This is a genomic window from Kosakonia sp. Marseille-Q7440, assembly GCF_965119485.1.
The window spans coordinates 240,876-263,363 of record NZ_CBCPLT010000002.1 but is presented as its reverse complement, the minus strand read 5'-3'; the positions used below and the strand labels follow the sequence as shown (position 1 = coordinate 263,363).

The window sequence follows — 22,488 nt, the reverse complement described above, 5'->3', positions numbered from 1 at the left end:
TTTAGAGAGACTTACGTTCCGTTCTTTCGCGGATCTTTTCAGCCCGGGCCTGCGCTTGCGCTAATAATCCCGCTTCTTGCTGAACAATCTTTCGCGGCGACGCGGCAAAGTAAACCGCAAGAAAACGCCAGATATCCCGCTGGGTAAGACCAATATTGAGTGAAGAGAAGTAGAGCCCAATCAGATCCTTATCGCGCCAGCGCGTCGGCACATGCGCGCGCATTTGCGCACGATGAAGATCGATCACCGAGATTTTCAGATGCTGCTCATCGCCGTCAAACGGCAGATGAAGCAGAAAATGGCAGATATAGCAGTCGCGATGGTTTACGCCAGCCTGATGCATCTTGCGCACCATGGTTGCGACGCGCCGAATAATCATCCGTTTGACGCGCGGTTCCGGCGGCGTCTTCAGCCAGTCGGCGCAATAATCTTCCAGACTAATGGTTGGCGTTAGATCTTCAGTGATAATAAAGGAGGTTTTATTGATAGGGTTGGCACCCTTTTCGCCAAACCCAACGCCGTGCATGGTATCAACACCCGCGTCATGCAGACGATGAATGGCTTTCCACTCGCGATCGGCACCCAGCACCGGCAGGCGCAGCGAAAGCAGGTTTTTCACTACCTCTTTAAACGCCGTGCCCTGATGCCATTTCAGGAAATAGCTTTTACCGGCCAGTTCAAAACGCAGGGTGCGGCGGGTTTCGAGCTGGCGAAACACCTCTCCCTGTAATTTTTCAACTTCAGTAAACGCATCTTTACCCCGCCAGAGTGTCGCCAGCGGCTCTTTCAATTCAACCATTCACTTCACCCGTAATGATGTCCGCCGCTCTCTCCGGCAGGCTATAAAGATCTTCTGTGTCCGCGAAGTGGCGCGCCCGCGCAGCCCACGCTTCGCGCAAGGCTGGCTCTTGCAGCGCATGCTGTAGCGCCTCGTTTAACGTGGCCTGAGACCATGGTTCGTCAATCACCACGCCGCACTGCGCGCGGGAAATATAGTGCGCATATCCACAAACGGCGCTGACGATCACCGGTAGGCCAGCTGTTATCGCTTCGAGCAGCACAATGCCCGCCGCTTCCTGATAAGCCGGATGCATCAGCAGATCGGCACCCGCCATCAGTTCAGCTACATCGCTGCGCCCTGAAAAGAAGTGCACATTCTCTTTGATGCCTGCCTTCGCCGCCTGGGCGGCAAAGCGTCCGGGCTTGTCCTGACCGACCACAAACAGCGTCGTTTTCTTTCTTAATGCTTCTGGCAGCGCGGCAACAGCGGCAAGCGTTCGATCAACGCCTTTCCTGCTGAAATCGGATCCGACCTGTAACAGCCAGAACTGATCGTCCGCGATGCCATTTTTTTCACGGAAGATCTGGCGGGCATTGGCGATCTGCTGGCTGTATTTACGATCCGGATAGATCCCCGGCGGCAGAATGTGAAACCTGTCGCTTTCTGTATGGTAGTGCCGTTGAAAATCACCGATCTGCTTGTCCGTCAGCATCAGCAGCTGCGTCGCTTTCCCTTGTTCAAAGGTCGCTTTCTCAAACGCGGCATAGTGGCGATAGCGAGCCGTCAGGCGGTAGAAAAAGCCCTTCTCCTGGGCCACTTTTTCGGCGTAACAAACATCGGCCGCATAATAGACATCAAGGCCCGGCATTTTATTAAAGCCGACCACGCGATCGGCGGGATGCTGCGCCAGATGCGCCACTACCCAGGCGTGATATTCAGCGTTGCGACCGTGGTTGGTGCGCGAGGTGACCGGGACGCGGATCAGCTCAAACCCGGCTGGCACATCGCCTTCCCAGGACTGGACATAGACTCTGACGTGATGCCCGCGCCCGGCAACGGTTTGCGCAATACGCATAAAGTCGCGCTGCAGGCCGCCGAAGGGAAAATATTTGTATAAACAGAAAGCGACAATCATCAGGAGACGCCTTCTAAAGAGGGCAACATTTTCTCCGTTGCCGCGATGACATCTTCTGCCGGAATGACGGAGAGATATTTCTTGTTTCTGTCCAACTGGCTGCGCGCAGGCATCGGCTGATAATTGCCGGCCCAGAACTGAATGATGTTGTCGCTCCACGGGCGCCAGAAAACGTGGTCGGTTGCGCCAAAGAGACAGATAATCGGCGTTTTCACCGCGGCGGCGATATGACCTGGCGCGGAATCCACGCCGATAAACAGTGCAGCGTGGGCAATTAAAGCGCCAAGTTCAGGAAAACGTGTTTTACCCGCCAGAGAGGTAACGGGCCTGCGCGCGCATCCGCGGGCAATCTCCTCAACGCAGGCGAGATCGTCCGCGCCAGGGCCGGAGGTCAGCACAACGTCATAGCCCCGGGCTTGCAGGGCATCAATCACCTGCGAGAATTTTTCATTGTCCCAGCATTTAAACAGCTGTCGGGCAGTCGGCTGCACTACAACATAGTGTTCACCAACGCCTGCTTTATTCAGCGCGCTGCGCATATGCTCCCAATGTTCGGGCGCGTAGCTCATGGTGGTTTCACGACAGAAGTCAGTGATGCCCAGCGGAGCAAGGGTCGATAAGTTACGCTCTACCGCGTGCTCACCGGCAAACGGTGCGAGATGGGTAAAGCTCTTTTTCCAGAAAGCGGACTGACGATGGGCGTAATCCTGTGAAATTTTCACTTTTGCTGGCAGACAACGTACCAGCGGCGCCACGATATGCTGATCCGTCAGGTTGACGATGAGATCGTAATTATTCTTGCGTAATTGGCTCACAAGAGAGAAGAAATTCTGTATCTTTTCCTTTGATGACGCCCCTTTATTGCTCATGCCATAAAGAGCATGAATCTCCGGGTTTTCGGATAGGATTGGCATTGTGTCTTTGTAAAGCAGCATATCAATGCGCGCATCAGGATAGTTGCGTTTTAACGTACTGACGACCGGTGTGGTCAGCAGCATGTCTCCATGAAAACGCATTTTAATAACCAGAATTCGGTGAAATGGCTTTTCCACAATCGGCTCTTCTTGATGTGATGTCCGTGAAAAATTACAGGCACGCTACCGCCCCAGGCTCGACAGCTACCTGAACACTGATATTGCGCACTTATAGATCTTTTATTGTACCACTTCTTTATCACCAATCCGACTCGAAGCACTTTTCAACAAAGCCCTTATAAAGACCATAAAAATCAATATGATAAAAACACAACAATGCTGCATGGTGATAATGGGTACGTTCTGAAACATTCAATAAATTATATAAAAATGAAAAAAAATTCATAAGATTGATACTAATGACGTGATAAGAGGTGAATTTGACCGATTTCAGCAAAAGTAATAGCAATGGCGGTACTAAATACATAAAATCCCCAGCACATTCCTAAGCCTGCAACATACTATGCTCCAATTGCTCTACACCACACTGCTGTACATCATTCAGCCGCTGATTTGGGTGCGGTTGTGGGTGCGTGGTGCAAAAGCTCCGGCTTACCGCAAACGCTGGGGCGAGCGCTATGGCTTCTACAATAAGCCATTGAAAGCAGGCGGCATCATGCTGCACTCCGTCTCGGTCGGCGAAACTCTGGCGGCGATTCCGCTGGTGCGCGCCTTACGTCACCGCTATCCCGATTTGCCGATTACCGTTACCACCATGACGCCAACTGGCTCTGAACGCGTTATGTCCGCATTCGGCGGCGACGTTCAGCATGTCTATCTGCCTTACGATCTGCCCGGCGCGCTAAACCGTTTCCTTGATAAGGTCGACCCCAAGCTTGTGTTGATTATGGAAACCGAGCTGTGGCCCAACCTGATTAGCGCGCTGCATAAACGAAACATTCCGTTGGTGATTGCCAACGCCCGCCTCTCGGCGCGCTCCGCCGCTGGCTATGCGAAGCTGGGTAAATTTATTCAGAAGTTGCTGCGCAAAATTACGCTGATTGCCGCGCAAAACAGCGAAGATGGCGACCGTTTTATCGCACTTGGCGCCAAACGCAATCAGCTTACCGTAACCGGTAGCCTGAAGTTTGATATCTCTGTCACACCGCAGCTTGCCTCCCGCGCTGTCGCGCTGCGTCGTCAGTGGGCACCTCATCGCCCGGTGTGGATTGCTACCAGCACCCACGAAGGCGAAGAGAGCATCATGCTGCTCGCGCATCAGGCCTTGCTAAAACAGTTTCCTGATTTACTCTTGATTCTGGTTCCACGTCATCCTGAACGCTTCCCTGACGCCGTGAATATGGTGCGGGAGGCGGGTTTGAGTTTCATCACGCGCTCTTCCGGCGAGATCCCCTCTGCCAGCACGCAGGTGGTGGTTGGCGACACGATGGGCGAGTTGATGCTGCTTTACGGCATTGCCGATTTGGCCTTTGTCGGCGGGTCGCTGGTAGAGAGAGGCGGGCATAACCCTCTTGAAGCCGCCGCGCATGCGATCCCGGTATTGATGGGGCCGCATACGTTCAACTTCAAAGATATCTGCGCGCGGTTGACGCAGGCTGATGGGTTGATCACCGTAAACGACGTGGATGCGCTCATCAAAGAGATCACCTCTTTGTTGACCGATGAAGATTACCGGAATTTTTACGGTCGCCACGCAGTGGAAGTGCTCTACCAGAACCAGGGCGCTCTGCAGCTTCTGTTGCAACTGCTGGAACCCTATCTGCCACCTAAAGCGCAATAAGGTCGATTATGCAAAAGCGGGCAATCTACCCTGGTACGTTTGATCCCATCACTAACGGGCATATCGATATTGTGACCCGTGCCGCCGCGATGTTTGATGAGCTGATACTGGCGATTGCCGCCAGCCCAAGTAAGAAGCCGATGTTTAGCCTTGATGAGCGCGTTGCGCTGGCACAAGAAGCAACGGCGCATCTGCAAAACGTCAAGGTAGTCGGTTTTAGCGATCTGATGGCCAACTTCGCACGTGACCAGCAGGCCACGATCTTGATCCGCGGTCTGCGCGCGGTGGCGGATTTTGAGTATGAGATGCAGCTGGCGCATATGAACCGGCATCTGATGCCGGATCTGGAAAGCGTCTATTTAATGCCGTCGAAAGAGTGGTCGTTTATCTCCTCTTCGCTGGTCAAAGAGGTGGCGCGCCATCAGGGCGACGTCGCGCATTTCCTGCCGCAGCCGGTTCACCAGGCGCTGCTTGATAAGCTGAAATAAGCTTCGATGCCGGATAGCTTATCCGGCTTTACTCCACACCTATTTCTGACACTGACGGCAGTAGAACGTCGAGCGCTGCGCATGTTTTGCCGCCACGATTGGCGCACCGCAGATGCGGCACGGCTGCCCTTCTCGCCCGTAAACCTGCAACTCCTGCGCGAAATAACCCGGTTTGCCGTCGCTTTGCAGAAAGTCTTTCAGCGTCGTTCCACCCTGCTCAATGGAGCGTAACAGCACCGCTTTGATCACGCGTACCAGCAGTTCATACTCTTGCTGCGAGAGAGATGAAGCGAGCCGATCCGGATGGATCCCGGCAGCAAACAGCGATTCGCTGGCATAAATATTCCCGACGCCCACCACCAGCTTGTTATCCATCAGCCAGGGTTTGATCGCCGTTTTCTTTTTCGCGCACTTCTCCCGCAGATAGTCGGCATTAAAGGCGTCGCTCAGCGGCTCCGGGCCGAGATGCGCCAGCACGTTATGCCCTTCCAGCTCTTTGGTCCACAGCCAGGCACCGAAACGACGCGGATCGGTGTAACGCAGCACTTTGCCGTTGCTCATCACCAGATCGACATGGTCATGTTTTTGTGCGGGAAGCTCATGGGGAAGAATGCGCAGACTGCCGGACATACCGAGGTGAATGATGATCCAGCCATCCGGCAGTTCGAGCAGCAGGTATTTAGCGCGTCGCTGCACGCTGAGCACCGGCTTGTCGCTCAGGCTGTGGATCTCATCGGAAACAGGCCAGCGTAAGCGGCCGTTACGCACCACCGCATGCAGGATGGTCTCACCGACCAGGTGCGGCTCAATGCCTCTGCGGCTGGTTTCAACTTCAGGTAATTCAGGCATCTCGTCTCCGGCTTTTTGCGGGCTATCAGAAATGCAAAAACCCCGACAGTGCGGGGTTTTTGTTCAAGAAAACTAAAATTATTTAATTTTAGCTTCTTTGTACAGCACGTGCTGACGGACAACTGGATCGAACTTTTTCAGTTCCAGTTTTTCCGGCTTAGTACGTTTGTTCTTCGTGGTGGTGTAGAAGTGACCAGTACCAGCGGAAGAAACCAGCTTGATTTTCTCACGAATACCTTTAGCCATGATTTATATCCTTTAAGTACTTAGTACTTTTCGCCACGGGCACGCAGTTCAGACAGAACTGTATCGATGCCTTTCTTATCAATTACACGCATACCTTTAGCAGATACACGCAGGGTGACAAAACGCTTTTCGCTCTCAACCCAAAAACGGTGAGAGTGCAGGTTCGGCAGGAAACGGCGTTTAGTCGCGTTCAGTGCGTGGGAACGGTTATTACCGGTCACCGGACGCTTGCCAGTAACTTGGCAGACTCGGGACATGTCTATTCTCCAAAAATCAAATTAGCTCGAGCTTCGTATGGGGTATTGGCGCCTCGTCAGGCTTTACAGCCCGGTCATCGCAGTTCTATGTGAACTCTCGATTGCCAGGCCCAAATGCCAAACCCGAGATTCTCAAAGGTGGCGTAGTATACGCTGACTCGGCGGTGTGCTCAAGTCCCGAACAGACAAAGATCCCGATGGATCGCGCAAAGTGGTCTAAATCCAACCGCGTTCTGCAAAAGAAACGCACTCGCCGCGACCAATGACCAAATGATCAAGAACGCGAATGTCCATGAGTTGGCAGCATTTTATCACTCGTTCGGTGATGGCCTTATCTGCTCTGCTGGGCTCAGCATTACCCGAGGGGTGATTATGCGCGAGGATCACGCCGACCGCATTGAATTTTATCGCTTCGCGCAAAATTTCTCGCGGATGCACCTCAACGTGGTTAATCGTGCCGGAAAATAGCCGGGCGTGTTTGATGATGCGATTGCGGTTATCAAGCAGGATGACCATAAAGACCTCCCGCTCTTCGTTCGCCAGCTGGCTCTGCAAAAACTCCCGCACCATCTCCGGGCTGAGCAGAGAACTCTCCTCGGCAATACGCGCGTTGTAGGAGCGTCTCGCCAGTTCACCGATGCCCCTGAGCTGCGCATATTTGGCGACGCCAATTCCCGAGATAAACCGGAACTCATCATAGTCAGCACAGAGCAAAGAGTGGAGCGAGCTAAAGTGGTTTAACATCTCGCGCGCAACGGTAAGTACGCTTTTCCCGCACGCGCCGGTGCGTAAAAACAGCGCCAGTAACTCAACGTCCGTAAGGGACTCAACGCCCAACTGCATCATCTTTTCACGCGGCTTTTGAGGAATTAACACAATCGCCATATCCACACCTCCCTGTCAGGAACTCATGCTGCCACATCCTGGAATGCTCATCGAATGGCACTTTTCAACATTGCGTAACGCCTCGCAAAGTGGTTTACGGGCATAGGCACGACGACATCAGGATTGTGATAAAATCCCCAGCCTCTGGCGAATCCAACAGGAAAGAATCATGACAACTCTGGCGGGTAAAAAAATTGTCCTCGGCGTAAGCGGCGGTATCGCGGCCTATAAAGCGCCTGAGCTGGTGCGCCGCTTGCGCGATCGCGGCGCGGAAGTCCGCGTGGCGCTGACCGAGGCCGCCAAAGCCTTTATCACACCGCTAAGTCTGCAAGCCGTTTCCGGTTACCCGGTCTCTGACAGCCTGCTCGACCCCGCTGCGGAAGCGGCAATGGGGCATATCGAGTTGGGTAAATGGGCCGATCTGGTGATTCTGGCACCCGCCACCGCTGATTTAATCGCCCGTGTCGCAGCGGGCATGGCAAACGATCTGGTCTCAACCATCTGCCTGGCCACCCCGTCACCGGTTGCGGTTGTTCCGGCGATGAATCAGCAGATGTACCGCAACGCCGCCACCCAACACAATTTGCAGGTGCTGGCTTCGCGCGGTCTGCTGTTGTGGGGGCCAGATAGCGGCAGCCAGGCGTGCGGTGATGTCGGCCCGGGCCGTATGCTCGATCCGCTGACCATCGTTGATATGGCCGCGGCTCACTTCTCGCCAGTCAAGGATTTGCAACATCTGAACATTATGATTACCGCCGGTCCGACCCGCGAACCGCTGGACCCGGTGCGCTACATCACCAATCTCAGCTCCGGCAAAATGGGCTTCGCCATTGCTGAAGCGGCCGCAAAGCGCGGCGCAAACGTGACGCTGGTTTCAGGCCCGGTGTCGCTGCCTACGCCCGCCTTTGTTCAGCGCGTGGATGTGACCACCGCTCTTGAGATGGAGGCGGCGGTACAGCAGCGCGCCCAGCAGCAGCATATTTTTATTGGCTGCGCGGCGGTCGCGGATTATCGCGCCAGCGAGATCGCCCCTGAGAAAATTAAAAAGCAAGGCGATGAAATCACAATAAAAATGGTGAAAAACCCCGATATCGTCGCCGGCGTTGCGGCACTCACCAGCCATCGACCTTATGTTGTTGGGTTTGCCGCGGAAACGAATAATGTGGAAGAATACGCCCGGCAGAAACGCGCCCGCAAAAACCTCGACCTGATTTGCGCCAACGATGTTTCGCAATCTAATCAAGGCTTTAATAGCGACAACAACGCATTACATCTGTTCTGGCAAGATGGCGATAAGCGCTTGCCGCTGGAGCGCAAAGCGCTGCTGGGACACCTATTACTGGACGAGATTGTTACCCGTTATGATGAAAAAAATCGACGTTAAGATTCTGGACCCGCGCGTGGGTGAGCAGTTCCCGCTGCCGACCTATGCCACCTCCGGCTCCGCCGGTCTTGACCTGCGCGCCTGTCTGGATGACGCCGTAGAGCTGGCACCAGGCGACACCACGCTGCTGCCAACCGGTCTGGCGATTCACATTGCCGACCCAACACTTGCAGCCGTGATTCTGCCGCGCTCGGGCCTGGGTCATAAACATGGCGTGGTACTCGGCAACCTGGTGGGGCTGATTGATTCCGATTACCAGGGGCAACTGATGGTCTCCGTCTGGAACCGCGGGAAAGAGAGCTTCACCATTGTGCCTGGCGAGCGTATCGCGCAGATGGTCTTTGTACCGGTGGTGCAGGCTGAATTTAACCTGGTGGAAGAGTTCGATGCCACCGTGCGTGGCGAAGGCGGCTTTGGCCACTCCGGGCGTCAATAATCCGCGCTATTTAACGCATTACACAACACTATAACGCGATAAGATGACCGCAAATGCCAGGCATTTGCGGCCGTTGTGTGGTTGCTCGCCTGACAAGTGATTATTTTCTGGGGTTTTTTAGAACATGGCAGAAAAACAGACTGCGAAAAAGAATCGCCGTGAGGAAATACTTCAATCTCTGGCGTTAATGCTGGAATCCAGCGATGGAAGCCAACGTATTACCACGGCGAAACTGGCGGCATCGGTCGGCGTCTCTGAAGCCGCGCTGTATCGTCACTTTCCCAGCAAAACGCGCATGTTCGATAGCCTGATTGAGTTTATCGAAGATAGCCTGATTACCCGCATCAACCTGATCTTAAAAGATGAAAAAGACACGACTGCGCGTTTGCGTCTGATTGTCTTACTGATTTTGGGCTTCGGCGAACGTAATCCCGGCTTGACCCGCATCATGACTGGTCATGCGCTGATGTTTGAGCAGGATCGCCTGCAAGGGCGCATTAACCAGCTGTTTGAGCGTATCGAAGCGCAGCTGCGCCAGGTACTGCGCGAACGCAAAATGCGTGAAGGCGAAGGGTATACGACCGACGAAACGCTGCTGGCAAGCCAGTTGCTGGCCTTCTGTGAAGGGATGCTGTCGCGCTATGTGCGCAGCGAGTTCAAATATAGCCCAACCGAAGATTTTGACGCGCGCTGGCCGCTGTTACTTCTGCAATTACAGTAATCACCTTATGCAGCCTCTGTGGCTGCATTCGCATTTCCCGCCATTCTGTGTAAAAGCCCAACGTAATTCGTAAAAATGCCAGATGTGGCACCCTTCCCGATTCTCTACGCTCCTTCAGGCACCTGGTTATTCCTGAAACAAATTACCGCTTCGATACCCTACAAAAGCAAGAAGGAGAGACCGGATGGCAACATCTCGTCGGGAACTGTTAAAGCTGAGCGGTATCGCTACCGCTTCCCTGTTACTCAGTCAAAAAAGTTTTGCTGCCTGGACGCCTGCGCAGCGCTACCCGGATCCGCGCGTGGTCGCGCTTGATGACGCTTTTCGCGGGTATATGGTCTCCAGCGCGAAAGTGGAGCAGATCGCCACCGGCTGTCGCTGGGCGGAAGGGCCAGTATGGTTTGGTGATATGCGCATGCTGCTCTGGAGCGACATTCCCAATAATGCGGTGATGCGCTGGGATGAGCAGACCGGCGAGACCGCTGTTTTTCGCAAACCGGCGAATAACGCCAACGGTCATGCCCGCGATCGCCAGGGGAGGCTAATCAGCTGTGAGCACGATACGCGGCGCATTACGCGCACAGAGTACGATGGCTCCATCACGGTGCTGGCGGATAGCTTCGACGGTAAGCCGCTCAACTCGCCGAACGATATCGCGGTCAAATCAGATGGTTCAATCTGGTTTACCGACCCGCCATTTGGCATTACCGGTTTTTATGAAGGGCATAAAGCCGAGCCGCAGCTGCCACAGAATGTTTATCGTCTCGATCCGCAGACCCGAAAGCTGGAAGTGGTGTTGGGCGATGTGCACGGGCCTAATGGCATCTGCTTTTCGCCGGACGAAAAAATCCTCTATGTAGTGGAGAGCCGCGCTACGCCTAATCGTTTAATACTGGCGTGGGACATTGTCGACGGGCAGTTACAAAACAAGCGGGTGCATATTGATTGTGGCAACGGCACCGCGGACGGTATCGCCTGTGATGTTGACGGCAATTTATGGTGCGGCTGGGGGATGGGCAGCGACGAGCTGGATGGTGTCCGGGTATTTAACCCGCAGGGCAAAGCGATTGGTATGATTCATCTGCCCGAGCGCTGCGCCAATCTCTGCTTCGGCGGTGAGCAGCGAAACCGGCTTTTTATGGCAGCCAGCACCTCGATTTACGCCCTGTACGTCAACACGCAGGGCGCGCAGCTTCTGTAAGGCGAAACCCGGCAGGCCTGCTGCCGGGTAGCTACTCAGACGCCGTACTCTTCGCGATACGCACGCACGGAGGCGACCAGATCGGCTAACTCCGGTTTCTCTTCCAGATAATCCACCAGGTCATTCAGCGTAATGATGGAAATCACCTTGCAGCCATAATCACGCTCAACTTCCTGAATCGCAGAGATCTCGGCACGGCCACGCTCCTGACGGTCGAGCGAGATCAGCACGCCGGCGAGCGTCGCGCCGTTAGCCTGAATAATCTCCATCGACTCGCGGATCGCCGTCCCGGCAGTGATCACATCATCCACCAGCATCACACGGCCCTGCAGCACGCTGCCGACCAGGTTACCGCCTTCGCCATGATCTTTGGCTTCCTTACGGTTAAAGCAGTAAGGCACATCGCGCTCGTGATGCTCTGACAGCGCCACCGCAGTGGTGGTCGCAATCGGGATACCTTTATAGGCCGGGCCGAACAGCAGATCGAAATCAATCCCGGAATCCATTAACGCTTCAGCGTAAAAACGGCCTAACAGCGCCAGATCGCGCCCGGTATTAAACAGCCCGGCATTAAAGAAATAGGGGCTTTTGCGCCCGGATTTCAGCGTGAACTCGCCGAACTTCAGTACCTGTTTGTTAAGCGCAAATTCAATAAACTGACGCTGGTACGCTTTCATGGATCCGCTCCTCTTCCTGTTTTGATGATTTAAAAATTTAGCAAAGTGCGTTGCGCAGACAGCAGGCTTGAAGGCCGGATGTTGCGCAAAAAAAAGGGCGACTCATCGTCGCCCTCAAAATCAATTTTCTAATGCCGCTTTTTGCGCCGCGACAATGGACTCAATGCCCCCTCGGGCTAGCGCCAGCATTGCGAGCAGTTCCTCGTGGGTGAAGGGCTCGCCCTCTGCGGTGCCCTGCACTTCGATCATGCGGCCATCTTCGGTCATCACGACGTTCATGTCGGTCTCAGCCGCTGAGTCTTCAACATACTCCAGATCGCATACCGCTTCGCCATTGACGATACCCACAGAGACGGCCGCGACCATGCCTTTCATCGGGTTGGCCTTCAGCTTGCCTGCGGCAACGAGTTTGTTCAGCGCATCGGCCAGCGCCACGCACGCACCGGTGATCGACGCGGTACGGGTACCACCATCGGCCTGCAGAACATCGCAATCGAGGGTGATAGTAAATTCGCCAAGCGCTTTCAGATCGACCGCCGCGCGCAGTGCACGCGCGATCAGGCGCTGGATCTCCATAGTGCGTCCGCCCTGCTTGCCCTTCGCCGCTTCACGGGCGTTACGGGTGTGGGTCGAACGCGGCAACATGCCATATTCGGCAGTGATCCAGCCCTGGCCCTGGCCTTTAAGGAAGCGTGGAACACCTTCGTCGATGGAGGCGGTGCAGAGCACTTTGGTGTCGCCAAATTCCACCAGCACGGAACCTTCTGCGTGTTTTGTGTAGTTACGGGTCAGGGTGACGGGGCGCACTTGAGTGGCGCTTCGGCCTGCTGGACGCATGATGATTTCTCCGGCTGTTACGAATGTGGCTGCGCATTATACTGGCTAACCCTGGTTATTCCTATCCTGATAAGGCCACCAAAGCTATAATCCCCCGCATCTCTCCTTCAAAACGGGAACGACTATGATCCGCAGTATGACCGCCTACGCCCGGCGTGAAATCAAGGGTGCATGGGGCTCCGCCTCCTGGGAACTGCGCTCGGTTAACCAGCGTTATCTGGAAACTTACTTCCGCCTGCCGGAACAATTCCGCAGCCTTGAACCGGTCGTCCGCGAGCGTCTGCGTACCCGTCTGACCCGCGGTAAAGTGGAATGCACCTTACGCTTTGAGCCGGACGCCAGCGCGCAGGGCGAACTGATTCTGAATGAAAAACTGGCTAAGCAGCTGGTCACCGCCGCTAACTGGGTAAAAATGCAGAGCGACGAAGGTGAAATTAATCCGGTCGATATTCTGCGCTGGCCTGGCGTGATGGCGGCTCAGGAGCAGGATCTCGATGCGATTACCGCTGAAATCCTCGCCACGCTGGATGGCGCGCTGGACGACTTTATCGTCGCCCGTGAAACCGAAGGCCAGGCGCTGAAAGCGCTGATCGAGCAGCGTCTGCAAGGCGTCAGCACCGAAGTCAATAACGTGCGCGCCCATATGCCGCAAATCCTGCAATGGCAGCGTGAGCGCCTGGTCAGCAAGCTGGAAGAGGCGCAGGTGCAGCTCGAAAACAACCGCCTCGAGCAAGAGCTGGTGATGATGGCGCAGCGAATCGACGTTGCCGAAGAGCTGGACAGGCTCGAAGCGCATGTGAAAGAGACCTACAACATCCTGAAGAAGAAGGAAGCTGTGGGTCGCCGCCTCGACTTTATGATGCAGGAGTTCAACCGCGAGTCGAACACGCTGGCCTCTAAATCAATCAATGCGGAAGTGACCAACTCGGCTATTGAATTGAAAGTGCTTATCGAGCAGATGCGCGAGCAGATCCAGAATATCGAGTAAATTCTTTCAAAGTCCACCAAAATCCATAAGCCCATATTATATGGGCTTTTTTATGCAAACCATAGTCTATTAAAGACCACTTAGATACATTAAAAACCACCAATAAGTGGGGAGTAAAACGGGGAGCGCTTTTGCTTTACTAGTCTCATCTGGCAGTTTATAACCATATACCCCCCACGACGATTTTTAATCAGGATAGGTATATGGCCTCACTCACTGTCAGGACGGTTCAGGCTCTCATCAAAGCAGGAGAACCGGGGAAGTTTGGAGATGGGCGAGGCTTGTACCTGAAAGTCCCACAAAAAGGTGAGGCGTATTGGATGCTTCGATACACAATCGGCTCTAAGAGACGAGAACTCACACTTGGCAAGGTATCTCATCTATCTCTGTCTGAGGTACGTAGCCTCGCTGAGGATACTCGAAGAAAAGTTGCCACCGGAGATGATCCTATTGCTGAACGGAAACTTAACCGACCTAAGCAAATCACAACGGTAGATGGATTGTTTGAAGACTGGCACAAAGACCTGGTTAGGCGGTTGAAGCATCCACAAATCCCAGAAAGGGTATACAAGAAGGATATTGCCCCTACTATTGGTCAACTTTCTTTGGTGAAGATAACCCCCATTGATGTTCGAGCCATTCTCCAAAAAATTACAGATAGCGGAAGGCCAACCATTTCAAATGATGCCCTGCTCTACATGAAACAACTCTTCGACCATGCAATCAAGCTTGGATTATTGTTAAACAATCCAGCTTCTGCGTTTAAGGTCAATGATGCAGGTGGAATCGAAAAAAGCAGAGAAAGAGCATTGAGTCTGGATGAGATTACTCATGTTTTTAAAGTGTTCAGGGAACACTCTGACAGCTTCTCTCGTGATAACTACCTTGCATGTGCCCTGCTACTACTCCTTGCTGTTCGCAAAAGTGAACTAACGGAAGCACCTTGGTCAGAATTCAATTTAAACGAGAAAAAATGGTGCCTGCCCAAAGAAAGAAGTAAGTCTGGTGTTGGCATAGTCATCCCACTTCCCCCGCTCGCTATCAAGATTCTGGAAGAGCTAAAGGTCAGAGCATGGGATTCGCCTTATGTCTTCCCAAACCGCCGCGTGAGCAAATCTCAGCACATGGGTAAAGACACTCTAAACAGAGCAATTGCCAAGTTGTTTGGAGCTGAACCAGGCAAGAAGAAGCAACCACCTAATGTCATGGGACACATTGATTACTTCACTGTCCATGACCTGAGAAGAACCAGTAGAAGCCTACTTGCCTCACTGTCCGTTCTTCCGCATGTGGCAGAACGGTGTCTGAACCACAAACTCAAAGGTGTTGAAGGGATCTATGACAGGTATGACTATTTTGATGAAAGAAAAGAAGCCTTAGAAAGAGTTGCAGAGAAAATAAGTTTCATTATTGAGAGTCAGGTTTAATCAACTTTGTTCCTGAGCGATTGCCTACCTTAACAGGCACAGCGACATAAAGCACATTTGAAGGAACGTCCTGTCTGACTTTTTGAAAAAAAATGTTAAGAAAAGTCCTAATTGCGCCACAGAGCGATAGTTGTATAGTGGTTGCACATTTGACTGTAAGGGATTTATTTCGAATGAACGCAATCGACAGTAGGCTGATAATCTTCTCAACCCAAAAAAAATTCAATGACAGAAATGCCGATGATATGCAAAGCGGCGACATTGATGTTGAAACATTAAAAAAGCATTACCATCTGGGGCAAGTCTCAACTTTTATCGACTGGACAACTTTTGGTCCCTCCTATAAACACCCCTATCTGAATTCAATACCGCCAGCAAGCAAAGAAAAAGCCATTGCAATGCTATATGATGAGTTAAGATCGCAGTCGTATGTATTTTCTTTCCAGGGACCATACCAGGGTTTGATCAAGGATCTTTTCAATCATATGCAACGAAATAATGGAAGAGATTATCAAAATCCAGCAATGAATAATGCATACAGAAACTTAATCCTGGCTGATAATTCCCCGAACAGCACCAGCGCGATAATTAAAAGAGCTATAGAACAGTTTGATTTTAGCAAATCAAAACTAACAAAAGAAAACTTCACTAATGATTTATATAAAAGTCATTTACCCAAATATACAAGATGGAAAGACTGGGTTAATGGTATGGGTATTACCGTTCATGACGTGAACAGTACAGAGATTTCAATTGAGAGTCTCGTGCTTGAAGGAAATAAATATACTGCGGTTATCAAATACAGAGCACAGGACCATTTTGGATTAGACAGAGAAGATATACTGAAACCTAAATTTAATTCAATTTCCTTTTTTAGGATATGGTTTGTACTTCAGCGTGCAAAGCATTTGGCTCAAAAACCATTTTTCACTAATTTTGAAGCCACAATAACACTGACAGGAGAAGCCAATGTTAAAATATAAAAGGACTGTAGCAACTGTAATTGTTTTAATCATTGCATACTGCATATGGATTGCTGTCAGACCAGCGAAAATAGTCAGAGTCGATAATGGTGCTGTTTTTGTAGAACACTTGCCAATGACAACAGAAGGAAAACTAAAATGGTGGTTGAAAAACAAAGAATTATTGCAGGAAAAATATCACATCATTAATAAACCGTATAACTTTACGGTTACCATCATGAGCTTTGATGGTTATGAAGAATTACCTAAAGGAACAATGGACGGTTCTATCGATGATTATACCTGCTTTGATGATACTGATCAAAAGCATGAAAAATGCGTGTATAACAATATAGCAATAATTATTAGAGGCAACCTTGATGGAAAACAATTTATAAATATTGATGGCAAAACATATATCCAGAAAGATGATGGGAAAATTGAAAAAGAATGATTAACGCTCTAACAAATTATAATTTTAATAAAATCATCAGTTATGACAGAAAAAGAAGTTTATCTAACAAAAAACAAAAGTATTCGTAAGACTATACATTCATTTTGCAGCATTCGAGGTAACCAATTAGTTATGTGTAGTTCTCAGTTTACTTTATGAAATGAAGGAACTACATAAATTCCATCAAGCAAAGTAGTTACGAAACCTAAAGAATGAACAGTGGACGTGGGGAACAGATGTTTCAGCATAAAAGTACCTCTTAGCCATATGCATGAATAAACAGCTAATAAGGCCATAACCCGTATGGGTTTCGGAGGTGCGTTTGTAGCGCACGGTATGCGCTCAATAGCAAGGACAGCAGCAGGGGAATTTGGCAAGTTCAGAATTGAAGTTCTTGAAGCAGCACTTGCTCACTCAAAGAAGGAATAATTAATTGCTGCATACAATCCTGCGGAGTATCTCGCAGACCGAGTGGTTCTCACATAGTGGAGGAGTGGCTATATGCAAACTCAAAGGTTAAAAGCTTATGCTGGCTAAATAATTAACAAAGCAAAAAAAAAATAAGTTAAGTGCTATATCAACCAGTAGCAATAATACCAAAATTATTGCTACAAAAGGGCACTTAAAGCTGTGGAGTGATCTGATATGGATAACCTTTTTGTGTCTTATGACCGCTTTCAGATATCAAATATAAATGTTTTTTTGCACGAGACCCTATGACATATAAGAGCCTGCGAGCCACATAATTCTGATGTGCCGAGCTACAATCTATAATGTCATTCCAATTTGGTATTTTCCCATTTAATAACCCTGTGCAAATAATGACATCGTACTCATCTCCTTTTGTCGAATGACAAGTCGTAATTTTAATTCCGCTTTTAAAATTGAAAAAAGAATGAAGATCATTTGCCCTATAGTTCATACTATATTTAGCCATTCTTTTTTTAGTGGCATCTATCAAGCAGATCATTTCCTTGTAAACATAGCTTTGATTATTAATATCCAACCCTATTGAATTACAGAACATACTTATAAGATTATTTATCCAAATGTCTATTTCACAATTATAATCCATTGCAAATTCTATTTTATTTATTTCTTTTATAATTTTCTTTGGAGACAAGAATTTTGTATACGACTCTAAATCATTTAACTCTTTGAGTAAATCTCGCAAAAGTTTCTGCCTAACAAGATAATTAGATGGATTCTTTTTAAGTAAAGCAAGCTTTACAAGCTTGAGCCACAAGTTTTCATTATTTTTAGGTATGGGAGAAACCATGACACCATCGATATCTAGATCAGAATTTAGCGATATAATTTCATTGGATAGTTTTATTACATCAAACCAACTTGGGCATAGAACAGCAATTTCACCAGGAGAAATACCTTGTTCCAAGTGAGTTCGTATTATTCCCGAAACATAATCAGACAACTGTGTGATATCAACACTATTTTCCTTGAGTATCACAGAAGGAAATGTTTTAAGTTCTGATAATGAGTTTATATAATAGGCATCATCTTTATACTTGCTATAAAAATCTATGATCGATTGACTACTACGAAAACAACCGGTTAATCTCATTTCTTCCAGTACTTCAAGGTTGAAGTAATCGATTAACTCTTTTCTATTTTTAACAACCGCTCCCAATCCAGTATATATTGCTTGTTCTTTATCACCAATAAAGGTAACTAAGGAATTTCTTTTACTTACTATTAATCTTAGAATTTCATATTGAATATGAGAGGTATCTTGATATTCATCGACTAAAATATATCGCATAATTAAAGATAGTCTTTCACATAGCACATCATTATTCAATAATAATTTGCACGTTAAATTCAAAATCAAATCAAAATCGATTAATCGGTTATCATACAAATAGGAGTGATAGGCTTTTACCACTGAATATTCAGCAGTATTTCGAGAATATACCGGAGTTAAATTAAAGTCTAAAAGCGTATCTATTTTATCGTAAGGAGATAAGTTATGACGTTCTCTCAGATCATTTAATATGAATTCTTTTTCATATTCATCAATTACATTAAAACCTTTGCAGAGCCTTGGAATTCTATCAATGTTAGGCTTTATAATCCAATTTAAACAAAAACTATGTATTGTTCCAATCCACAGTGAATCGCTATTTATACCATATGAAATAATTCTTTCGAGAATAGTATCCGCTGCAACATTAGTATATGTCAATGCCACAATTTTTTTCTTACCTATATCAAACAATTCCTTATTTTCAAGGATAAAACAAAGTTTTGAAACTAATGTTTTTGTTTTACCTGAACCTGGACAAGCTGTAAGTAATAGATTACCATCAAATTTTACAGCATCTAGTTGTTCAGAAGTCAAATTTCTATATGGCATAATTACAACTCCCAAAATCTAGAAAAGCTATCATCGAAATGTTTGCTATACTCTTGCATCTTTTTATCAAAATCTGATTCAGAATTAATCTTGTTGCATACACCATTCCAGCAAGTTCCCATTAAAGACATATTATAGGCAAGCATTTTATTAAGCACAGCATTCAGTTCTCTATCTTTAAGGGCAAAATGGATCGCTTTTAATATATAGTCTGGAACACGATTCTCATTATGGAGATACTCTACCATTTCAGTAGCTAACCACCCTTTACCTATTTTATTGGCGAAAAAACGAGCAGTTCTAAATCTTACTCTTAAATCATCGGACTTAATACCTGCAACAACTCGCTCAATATCACCTGATCTTTTATATGTAGTACTAATGACACTGTTGAAAAGATCGGAATTTTCATCATACCGAACAAGCTCTGTTTCAAACGTATTCTCTGCATAAAAAACGGAGACAAATTCATTGCCTTCTACATACTCTGCCAACTCTCGTTCTCTGCGTAAACCATCAATCTCAGCGTTTTTCAAAGACTCAACGAAATCATCATCAAATAGTTCATCCGGTTCTTTCACATATGCCAAATCTTTATCAGTTAAAATTGCGCAATAGCGTTTTAATCTATTACTATGAAAAAGATTTGAAATATGCTTAAATACTGTTCCATCCAATTTTATTAAGCTAATACCTAATTCATCTAAGCTAATACCTAAAGTAACCTTTATAAGCTCTGGGATGATTATTAATTCAGCATCACCCTCTACGAGAATTACACTTTTAGCAAACAACACATCACTACGGATTGCATCAAGATATCTTTCTATTGACGAAATTTCCTTTGGCTGTAGTCCGTTGGAAGGCTGATAGATGTCTGTATATCCTCGTTGCCTAGCCAAAATATTCATCGACGATATTTTAGAAACAGAGCTTATTTGGGTTGAATGAGTGGAAACGAAGACTTGAGTATTTTGAAAATTAAAATTGTCAAATAAAGTTTTCTGAATATGATTATGTATATGAGCCTCTGGTTCTTCAATCAATAGAAAATGAGTTATATGCTCTTCAGCATCTCTAATTTCTTCATACTCATATAACTTTAAAGCCAAATATATTAAATTTGCTCCGCCAAGACTTAAATCATCAATTCTTCCTGAACCGTCATAATCTAAAGAATCCTCGACTACTAATCCAAGTGATTGGATTAACTCAGTAAAATCCTCGGGCAGTTGTGATGAAACCAATATTTTTGGGGAATATGTTGAGCCAACCGTATTAAGTAAAGATGTTGATATTTTATTACTTAGCCGAGCAATTTCAGGGATTGCTGAAATTTGTTCGTTAATGTTCTTAACATTCTCTGAAATATCTTTTCTATCATCAATTTGTTTGCTTTTTAAGGTGAGCAATTTATACAGTGGATTGGTTTTATAATACTTTAAATCAGCTACCACGTTGCGAAGAGCCTTGACATAAGTACAAGCAACTTCACTACCTAAGGCGAAGTATGGCGGTTTTTTTACACCAATGACTGTAGCATCATCTTCATTGGGATTTGAAAAAATGTAATTTTCAAAATCCCCAACTAATTGCTTATAAACTTCGTCATTATTAAAATCAACTTTTGTTCTAACAAAAGCGACTGCCTCGTAAGTCTCTTTGGATATTATACAAGTTGATTTCAACTCTGTAAAAGCCTCCAATCTAGCATCTAAATCTTTGTTATCTACAGTTAACTCGTATAGCTTTTGCCTTATATGAAATCTTGGGCGATATATAAATGTATAATTTCCTTCTTTTAATGCCTCTTCGTTACCATTATTTATGGTATAATTCGCTATAACCTGTTCTTCTTCAGATTTACTTAAATCATCAAAATACATTGTGATAATAATCCAGTGCCCGAAGGGGTCATTTAAGCCACGATAAAAATCTTCATCTAATAGAACTCTTGAATTCATTGGAAGTGAGTCATCGAGAATCAGCCGCATAGCATTAAACAAATTTGTTTTACCTGAAGCATTCTCACCGATAATTGTATTCACTGAGTCTTTAACAAAGCAGAAACTCGAGCTTCGAAAGTTTTTATAATTTCTAATAGCTAATTTATTGATATACATAGTAATCGATTGAACTCTTAGCATAGTTTTATTACACATTAGATTACTCCATAGCCACAAGAAGCACAAAGCTATCGAGTACAAAAGTTTAGGTAAGTCAAGTAAAAGCAAGGTAATTTACGTGTAATACTAGAAGAAAAGATATAATACCATATGTAAACTAAATTATGAAAACTAATGCAATGATTAAAATGCCATTAAATCAACATCTTACATTCAATAAAAATTAATATTGACGATGAAGCATAACTGTTGGATATTTAGTGAACAAAAAATTTCAGACACATCCTAACAATGATCTTGATACTTACTGACAGTAACGATGTTCATGCAGACATAGTTTCGATGAAACTCGGTGATAACTATTTCCGTTTGAATTTAGATATAGAAGCCCTCAAAGATACAAAAGTTAGCTTTGATGGCTCTGAATGGACTATCTCCCAGAACGGAAAAACGATAAAAAATTCATCCGTAAAATGTGTTTGGCCAAGGCGGGTATCTGTTCAAGTCAATTCTGAACAACAGCAAGATCAAAGTAATGGTTTTAGATTATGGCGATCTGAATGGAATAAAACCCTTTTTGGTCTATATAATGCATTATCAGAAAGTTGCTGGTTTAATCATGTAAGAGATGCAACTCTCGCTGATAACAAGTATTTTCAACACAAAATAGCTAATGAAGTTGGACTAAACAATCCAATATTTATAACTTCTAACTCCAAAGAAGACCTCGAAAATTTCTTAACTACTTACCCTGATTCGGTTGTTAAATTCATGTCGCAAGATATGTATGTCTCTGAATCAGGTGAGTTATTAGGTCTATATGTAAACAAAATAACTTTAGAACAATTAGAAAGTTTTTCAAACGATTCAGAAAATCCAATTACGCTTCAAAAATATGTTAATAAAAAATTTGAAGTTAGATACACAGTAATTGGAGATGAACATTTTGCTTGTGCCATAGACTCTCAGCATTCAAACAAGGCAAAAGTAGACTGGCGCAGATACGATATACCTAATACACCGCACTGGAAAATTGATGCACCCACTTCGGTGAAGGAAAAAATTAATTCCTTAATGTCTAAGTTAAATCTTCGATATGGGGCTTTAGATTTCATCGTTGATGAAAATAATGACTGGTGGTTCTTAGAGGTGAATTCTGCTGGTCAATGGTTGTGGATCGAAGATTTATCCGGCATGGATATTTCCGGGTCCATTGCAAATTGGTTAACTTCAAATAGCAGGTGAACTATGAATGTATTTGGTTTAAATTTTCTTGAAAGAATGGAATCGGAACAAAAAGTTGATGTTTCAAACTGGGCATGGAAACCTGAGAATAGTGAAGCTCAACGAATCTATGGTTCAGGTATGTCAACGAAATCTCGTGAATCTACTTATGCTGCTGAAAAAGATAGCAGAGAGGATTCAGATCGTCCTAACGAAGGGTTAGCAGCTTAAGTAATCCAGTGAACACACAAAGTGTTCACTGGATTTAAAAATAGATAGCATACATCGGTAATTATAAAATTATAGGATATATTACATGTC

Annotated in this window: 23 protein-coding genes and 1 pseudogene; 13 read left to right on the top strand and 11 right to left on the bottom strand. The window is 47.0% G+C overall.

Features of this window, described 5'->3' with window-relative positions; translation table 11 throughout:
- Position 1 precedes the first annotated feature (1 nt).
- Genes rfaP through rfaQ form a run of 3 tightly spaced genes read right to left on the bottom strand, consistent with a single transcriptional unit; the run spans position 2 to position 2,968 of the window.
- On the bottom strand, positions 2 to 799 hold the full coding sequence (gene rfaP, locus ACWPW2_RS15130; protein ID WP_454123922.1) for a lipopolysaccharide core heptose(I) kinase RfaP: 798 nt from the start codon (positions 797 to 799) through the stop codon (positions 2 to 4).
- The gene (locus ACWPW2_RS15125) at positions 792 to 1,916 is read right to left on the bottom strand and encodes a glycosyltransferase family 4 protein (RefSeq protein ID WP_454123920.1); all 1,125 of its coding nucleotides are present in this window, start codon (positions 1,914 to 1,916) and stop codon (positions 792 to 794) included. The genes rfaP and ACWPW2_RS15125 overlap by 8 nt, the downstream gene beginning before the upstream one ends.
- Positions 1,916 to 2,968, bottom strand: a complete 1,053-nt coding sequence (gene rfaQ, locus ACWPW2_RS15120; RefSeq protein ID WP_454123918.1) for a lipopolysaccharide core heptosyltransferase RfaQ — start codon at positions 2,966 to 2,968, stop codon at positions 1,916 to 1,918. Before rfaQ ends, ACWPW2_RS15125 begins: the two co-directional genes overlap by 1 nt.
- 385 nt (positions 2,969 to 3,353) lie before the next feature.
- On the opposite strand from rfaQ, the gene waaA reads away from it, so the two are divergent.
- Both waaA and coaD read left to right on the top strand, forming a co-directional pair.
- The gene (gene waaA, locus ACWPW2_RS15115) at positions 3,354 to 4,631 is read left to right on the top strand and encodes a lipid IV(A) 3-deoxy-D-manno-octulosonic acid transferase (RefSeq protein WP_054802713.1); all 1,278 of its coding nucleotides are present in this window, start codon (positions 3,354 to 3,356) and stop codon (positions 4,629 to 4,631) included.
- Between the two features lie 8 nt (positions 4,632 to 4,639).
- Entirely contained in the window at positions 4,640 to 5,119 is a 480-nt protein-coding gene (gene coaD / locus ACWPW2_RS15110) for a pantetheine-phosphate adenylyltransferase (RefSeq protein WP_279793965.1), read from the top strand.
- Between the two features lie 39 nt (positions 5,120 to 5,158).
- Here coaD and mutM read toward each other — a convergent pair whose 3' ends face one another.
- The 4 genes from mutM to radC all read right to left on the bottom strand — a co-directional run bounded on the left by mutM (position 5,159) and on the right by radC (position 7,356).
- Positions 5,159 to 5,968 carry a bifunctional DNA-formamidopyrimidine glycosylase/DNA-(apurinic or apyrimidinic site) lyase gene (gene mutM, locus ACWPW2_RS15105; protein WP_124966982.1) on the bottom strand — a complete coding sequence of 270 codons (810 nt, stop codon included), beginning with the start codon at positions 5,966 to 5,968 and terminating at the stop codon, positions 5,159 to 5,161.
- Positions 5,969 to 6,046: 78 nt separating this feature from the next.
- Positions 6,047 to 6,214, bottom strand: coding sequence for a 50S ribosomal protein L33 (gene rpmG, locus ACWPW2_RS15100; RefSeq protein ID WP_003024094.1), 168 nt, complete (start codon positions 6,212 to 6,214; stop codon positions 6,047 to 6,049).
- Positions 6,215 to 6,234: 20 nt separating this feature from the next.
- Positions 6,235 to 6,471: a 50S ribosomal protein L28 gene (gene rpmB, locus ACWPW2_RS15095; protein WP_002436699.1), complete on the bottom strand. Its 237-nt coding sequence runs from the start codon at positions 6,469 to 6,471 to the stop codon at positions 6,235 to 6,237.
- A 216-nt stretch (positions 6,472 to 6,687) separates the two neighbouring features.
- A complete protein-coding gene (radC, locus tag ACWPW2_RS15090; protein ID WP_279793963.1) occupies positions 6,688 to 7,356 on the bottom strand; it encodes a RadC family protein in 669 nt (222 codons plus the stop codon).
- A 169-nt stretch (positions 7,357 to 7,525) separates the two neighbouring features.
- Here radC and coaBC point away from each other — a divergent pair, with 169 nt between their 5' ends.
- From coaBC to ACWPW2_RS15070, 4 genes are all read left to right on the top strand, one after another.
- Positions 7,526 to 8,740, top strand: coding sequence for a bifunctional phosphopantothenoylcysteine decarboxylase/phosphopantothenate--cysteine ligase CoaBC (gene coaBC / locus ACWPW2_RS15085; RefSeq protein WP_042714991.1), 1,215 nt, complete (start codon positions 7,526 to 7,528; stop codon positions 8,738 to 8,740).
- Positions 8,718 to 9,176, top strand: a complete 459-nt coding sequence (dut, locus tag ACWPW2_RS15080) for a dUTP diphosphatase (RefSeq protein ID WP_042714993.1) — start codon at positions 8,718 to 8,720, stop codon at positions 9,174 to 9,176. The genes coaBC and dut overlap by 23 nt, the downstream gene beginning before the upstream one ends.
- A 124-nt stretch (positions 9,177 to 9,300) precedes the next feature.
- A complete protein-coding gene (gene slmA / locus ACWPW2_RS15075; RefSeq protein ID WP_124966979.1) occupies positions 9,301 to 9,897 on the top strand; it encodes a nucleoid occlusion factor SlmA in 597 nt (198 codons plus the stop codon).
- A gap of 184 nt (positions 9,898 to 10,081) precedes the next feature.
- Positions 10,082 to 11,098, top strand: coding sequence for an SMP-30/gluconolactonase/LRE family protein (locus ACWPW2_RS15070; protein WP_454123911.1), 1,017 nt, complete (start codon positions 10,082 to 10,084; stop codon positions 11,096 to 11,098).
- 35 nt (positions 11,099 to 11,133) lie between these two features.
- Here the strand turns inward: ACWPW2_RS15070 and pyrE are convergent, their stop codons facing one another.
- Entirely contained in the window at positions 11,134 to 11,775 is a 642-nt protein-coding gene (pyrE, locus tag ACWPW2_RS15065) for an orotate phosphoribosyltransferase (RefSeq protein ID WP_454123909.1), read from the bottom strand.
- Between the two features lie 120 nt (positions 11,776 to 11,895).
- Positions 11,896 to 12,612: a ribonuclease PH gene (gene rph, locus ACWPW2_RS15060; RefSeq protein WP_279793960.1), complete on the bottom strand. Its 717-nt coding sequence runs from the start codon at positions 12,610 to 12,612 to the stop codon at positions 11,896 to 11,898.
- Positions 12,613 to 12,736: 124 nt separating this feature from the next.
- On the opposite strand from rph, the gene ACWPW2_RS15055 reads away from it, so the two are divergent.
- The 5 genes and pseudogenes from ACWPW2_RS15055 to ACWPW2_RS15035 form a co-directional block, all read left to right on the top strand.
- Entirely contained in the window at positions 12,737 to 13,600 is an 864-nt protein-coding gene (locus tag ACWPW2_RS15055) for a YicC/YloC family endoribonuclease (protein WP_124966977.1), read from the top strand.
- A 203-nt stretch (positions 13,601 to 13,803) separates the two neighbouring features.
- A complete protein-coding gene (locus ACWPW2_RS15050) occupies positions 13,804 to 15,027 on the top strand; it encodes a tyrosine-type recombinase/integrase (RefSeq protein ID WP_454123906.1) in 1,224 nt (407 codons plus the stop codon).
- 173 nt (positions 15,028 to 15,200) lie between these two features.
- Complete coding sequence (locus ACWPW2_RS15045) at positions 15,201 to 16,010, top strand: DUF3289 family protein (protein WP_454123904.1); 810 nt, start codon at positions 15,201 to 15,203, stop codon at positions 16,008 to 16,010.
- On the top strand, positions 15,997 to 16,443 hold the full coding sequence (locus tag ACWPW2_RS15040) for a DUF943 family protein (RefSeq protein WP_454123902.1): 447 nt from the start codon (positions 15,997 to 15,999) through the stop codon (positions 16,441 to 16,443). The genes ACWPW2_RS15045 and ACWPW2_RS15040 overlap by 14 nt, the downstream gene beginning before the upstream one ends.
- A gap of 243 nt (positions 16,444 to 16,686) precedes the next feature.
- Positions 16,687 to 16,929, top strand: a pseudogene (locus ACWPW2_RS15035) (integrase); the annotation flags it as partial.
- 136 nt (positions 16,930 to 17,065) lie between these two features.
- Here the strand turns inward: ACWPW2_RS15035 and ACWPW2_RS15030 are convergent.
- Positions 17,066 to 18,817: a UvrD-helicase domain-containing protein gene (locus tag ACWPW2_RS15030; protein WP_454123900.1), complete on the bottom strand. Its 1,752-nt coding sequence runs from the start codon at positions 18,815 to 18,817 to the stop codon at positions 17,066 to 17,068.
- Between the two features lie 2 nt (positions 18,818 to 18,819).
- Positions 18,820 to 20,979, bottom strand: a complete 2,160-nt coding sequence (locus ACWPW2_RS15025) for an ATP-dependent nuclease (RefSeq protein WP_454123898.1) — start codon at positions 20,977 to 20,979, stop codon at positions 18,820 to 18,822.
- 255 nt (positions 20,980 to 21,234) lie between these two features.
- Here ACWPW2_RS15025 and ACWPW2_RS15020 point away from each other — a divergent pair, with 255 nt between their 5' ends.
- The gene (locus tag ACWPW2_RS15020) at positions 21,235 to 22,188 is read left to right on the top strand and encodes an MvdC/MvdD family ATP grasp protein (RefSeq protein ID WP_454123896.1); all 954 of its coding nucleotides are present in this window, start codon (positions 21,235 to 21,237) and stop codon (positions 22,186 to 22,188) included.
- A gap of 3 nt (positions 22,189 to 22,191) precedes the next feature.
- Positions 22,192 to 22,398 carry a hypothetical protein gene (locus tag ACWPW2_RS15015; RefSeq protein ID WP_148719884.1) on the top strand — a complete coding sequence of 69 codons (207 nt, stop codon included), beginning with the start codon at positions 22,192 to 22,194 and terminating at the stop codon, positions 22,396 to 22,398.
- The last annotated feature ends 90 nt before the right edge of the window (positions 22,399 to 22,488 follow it).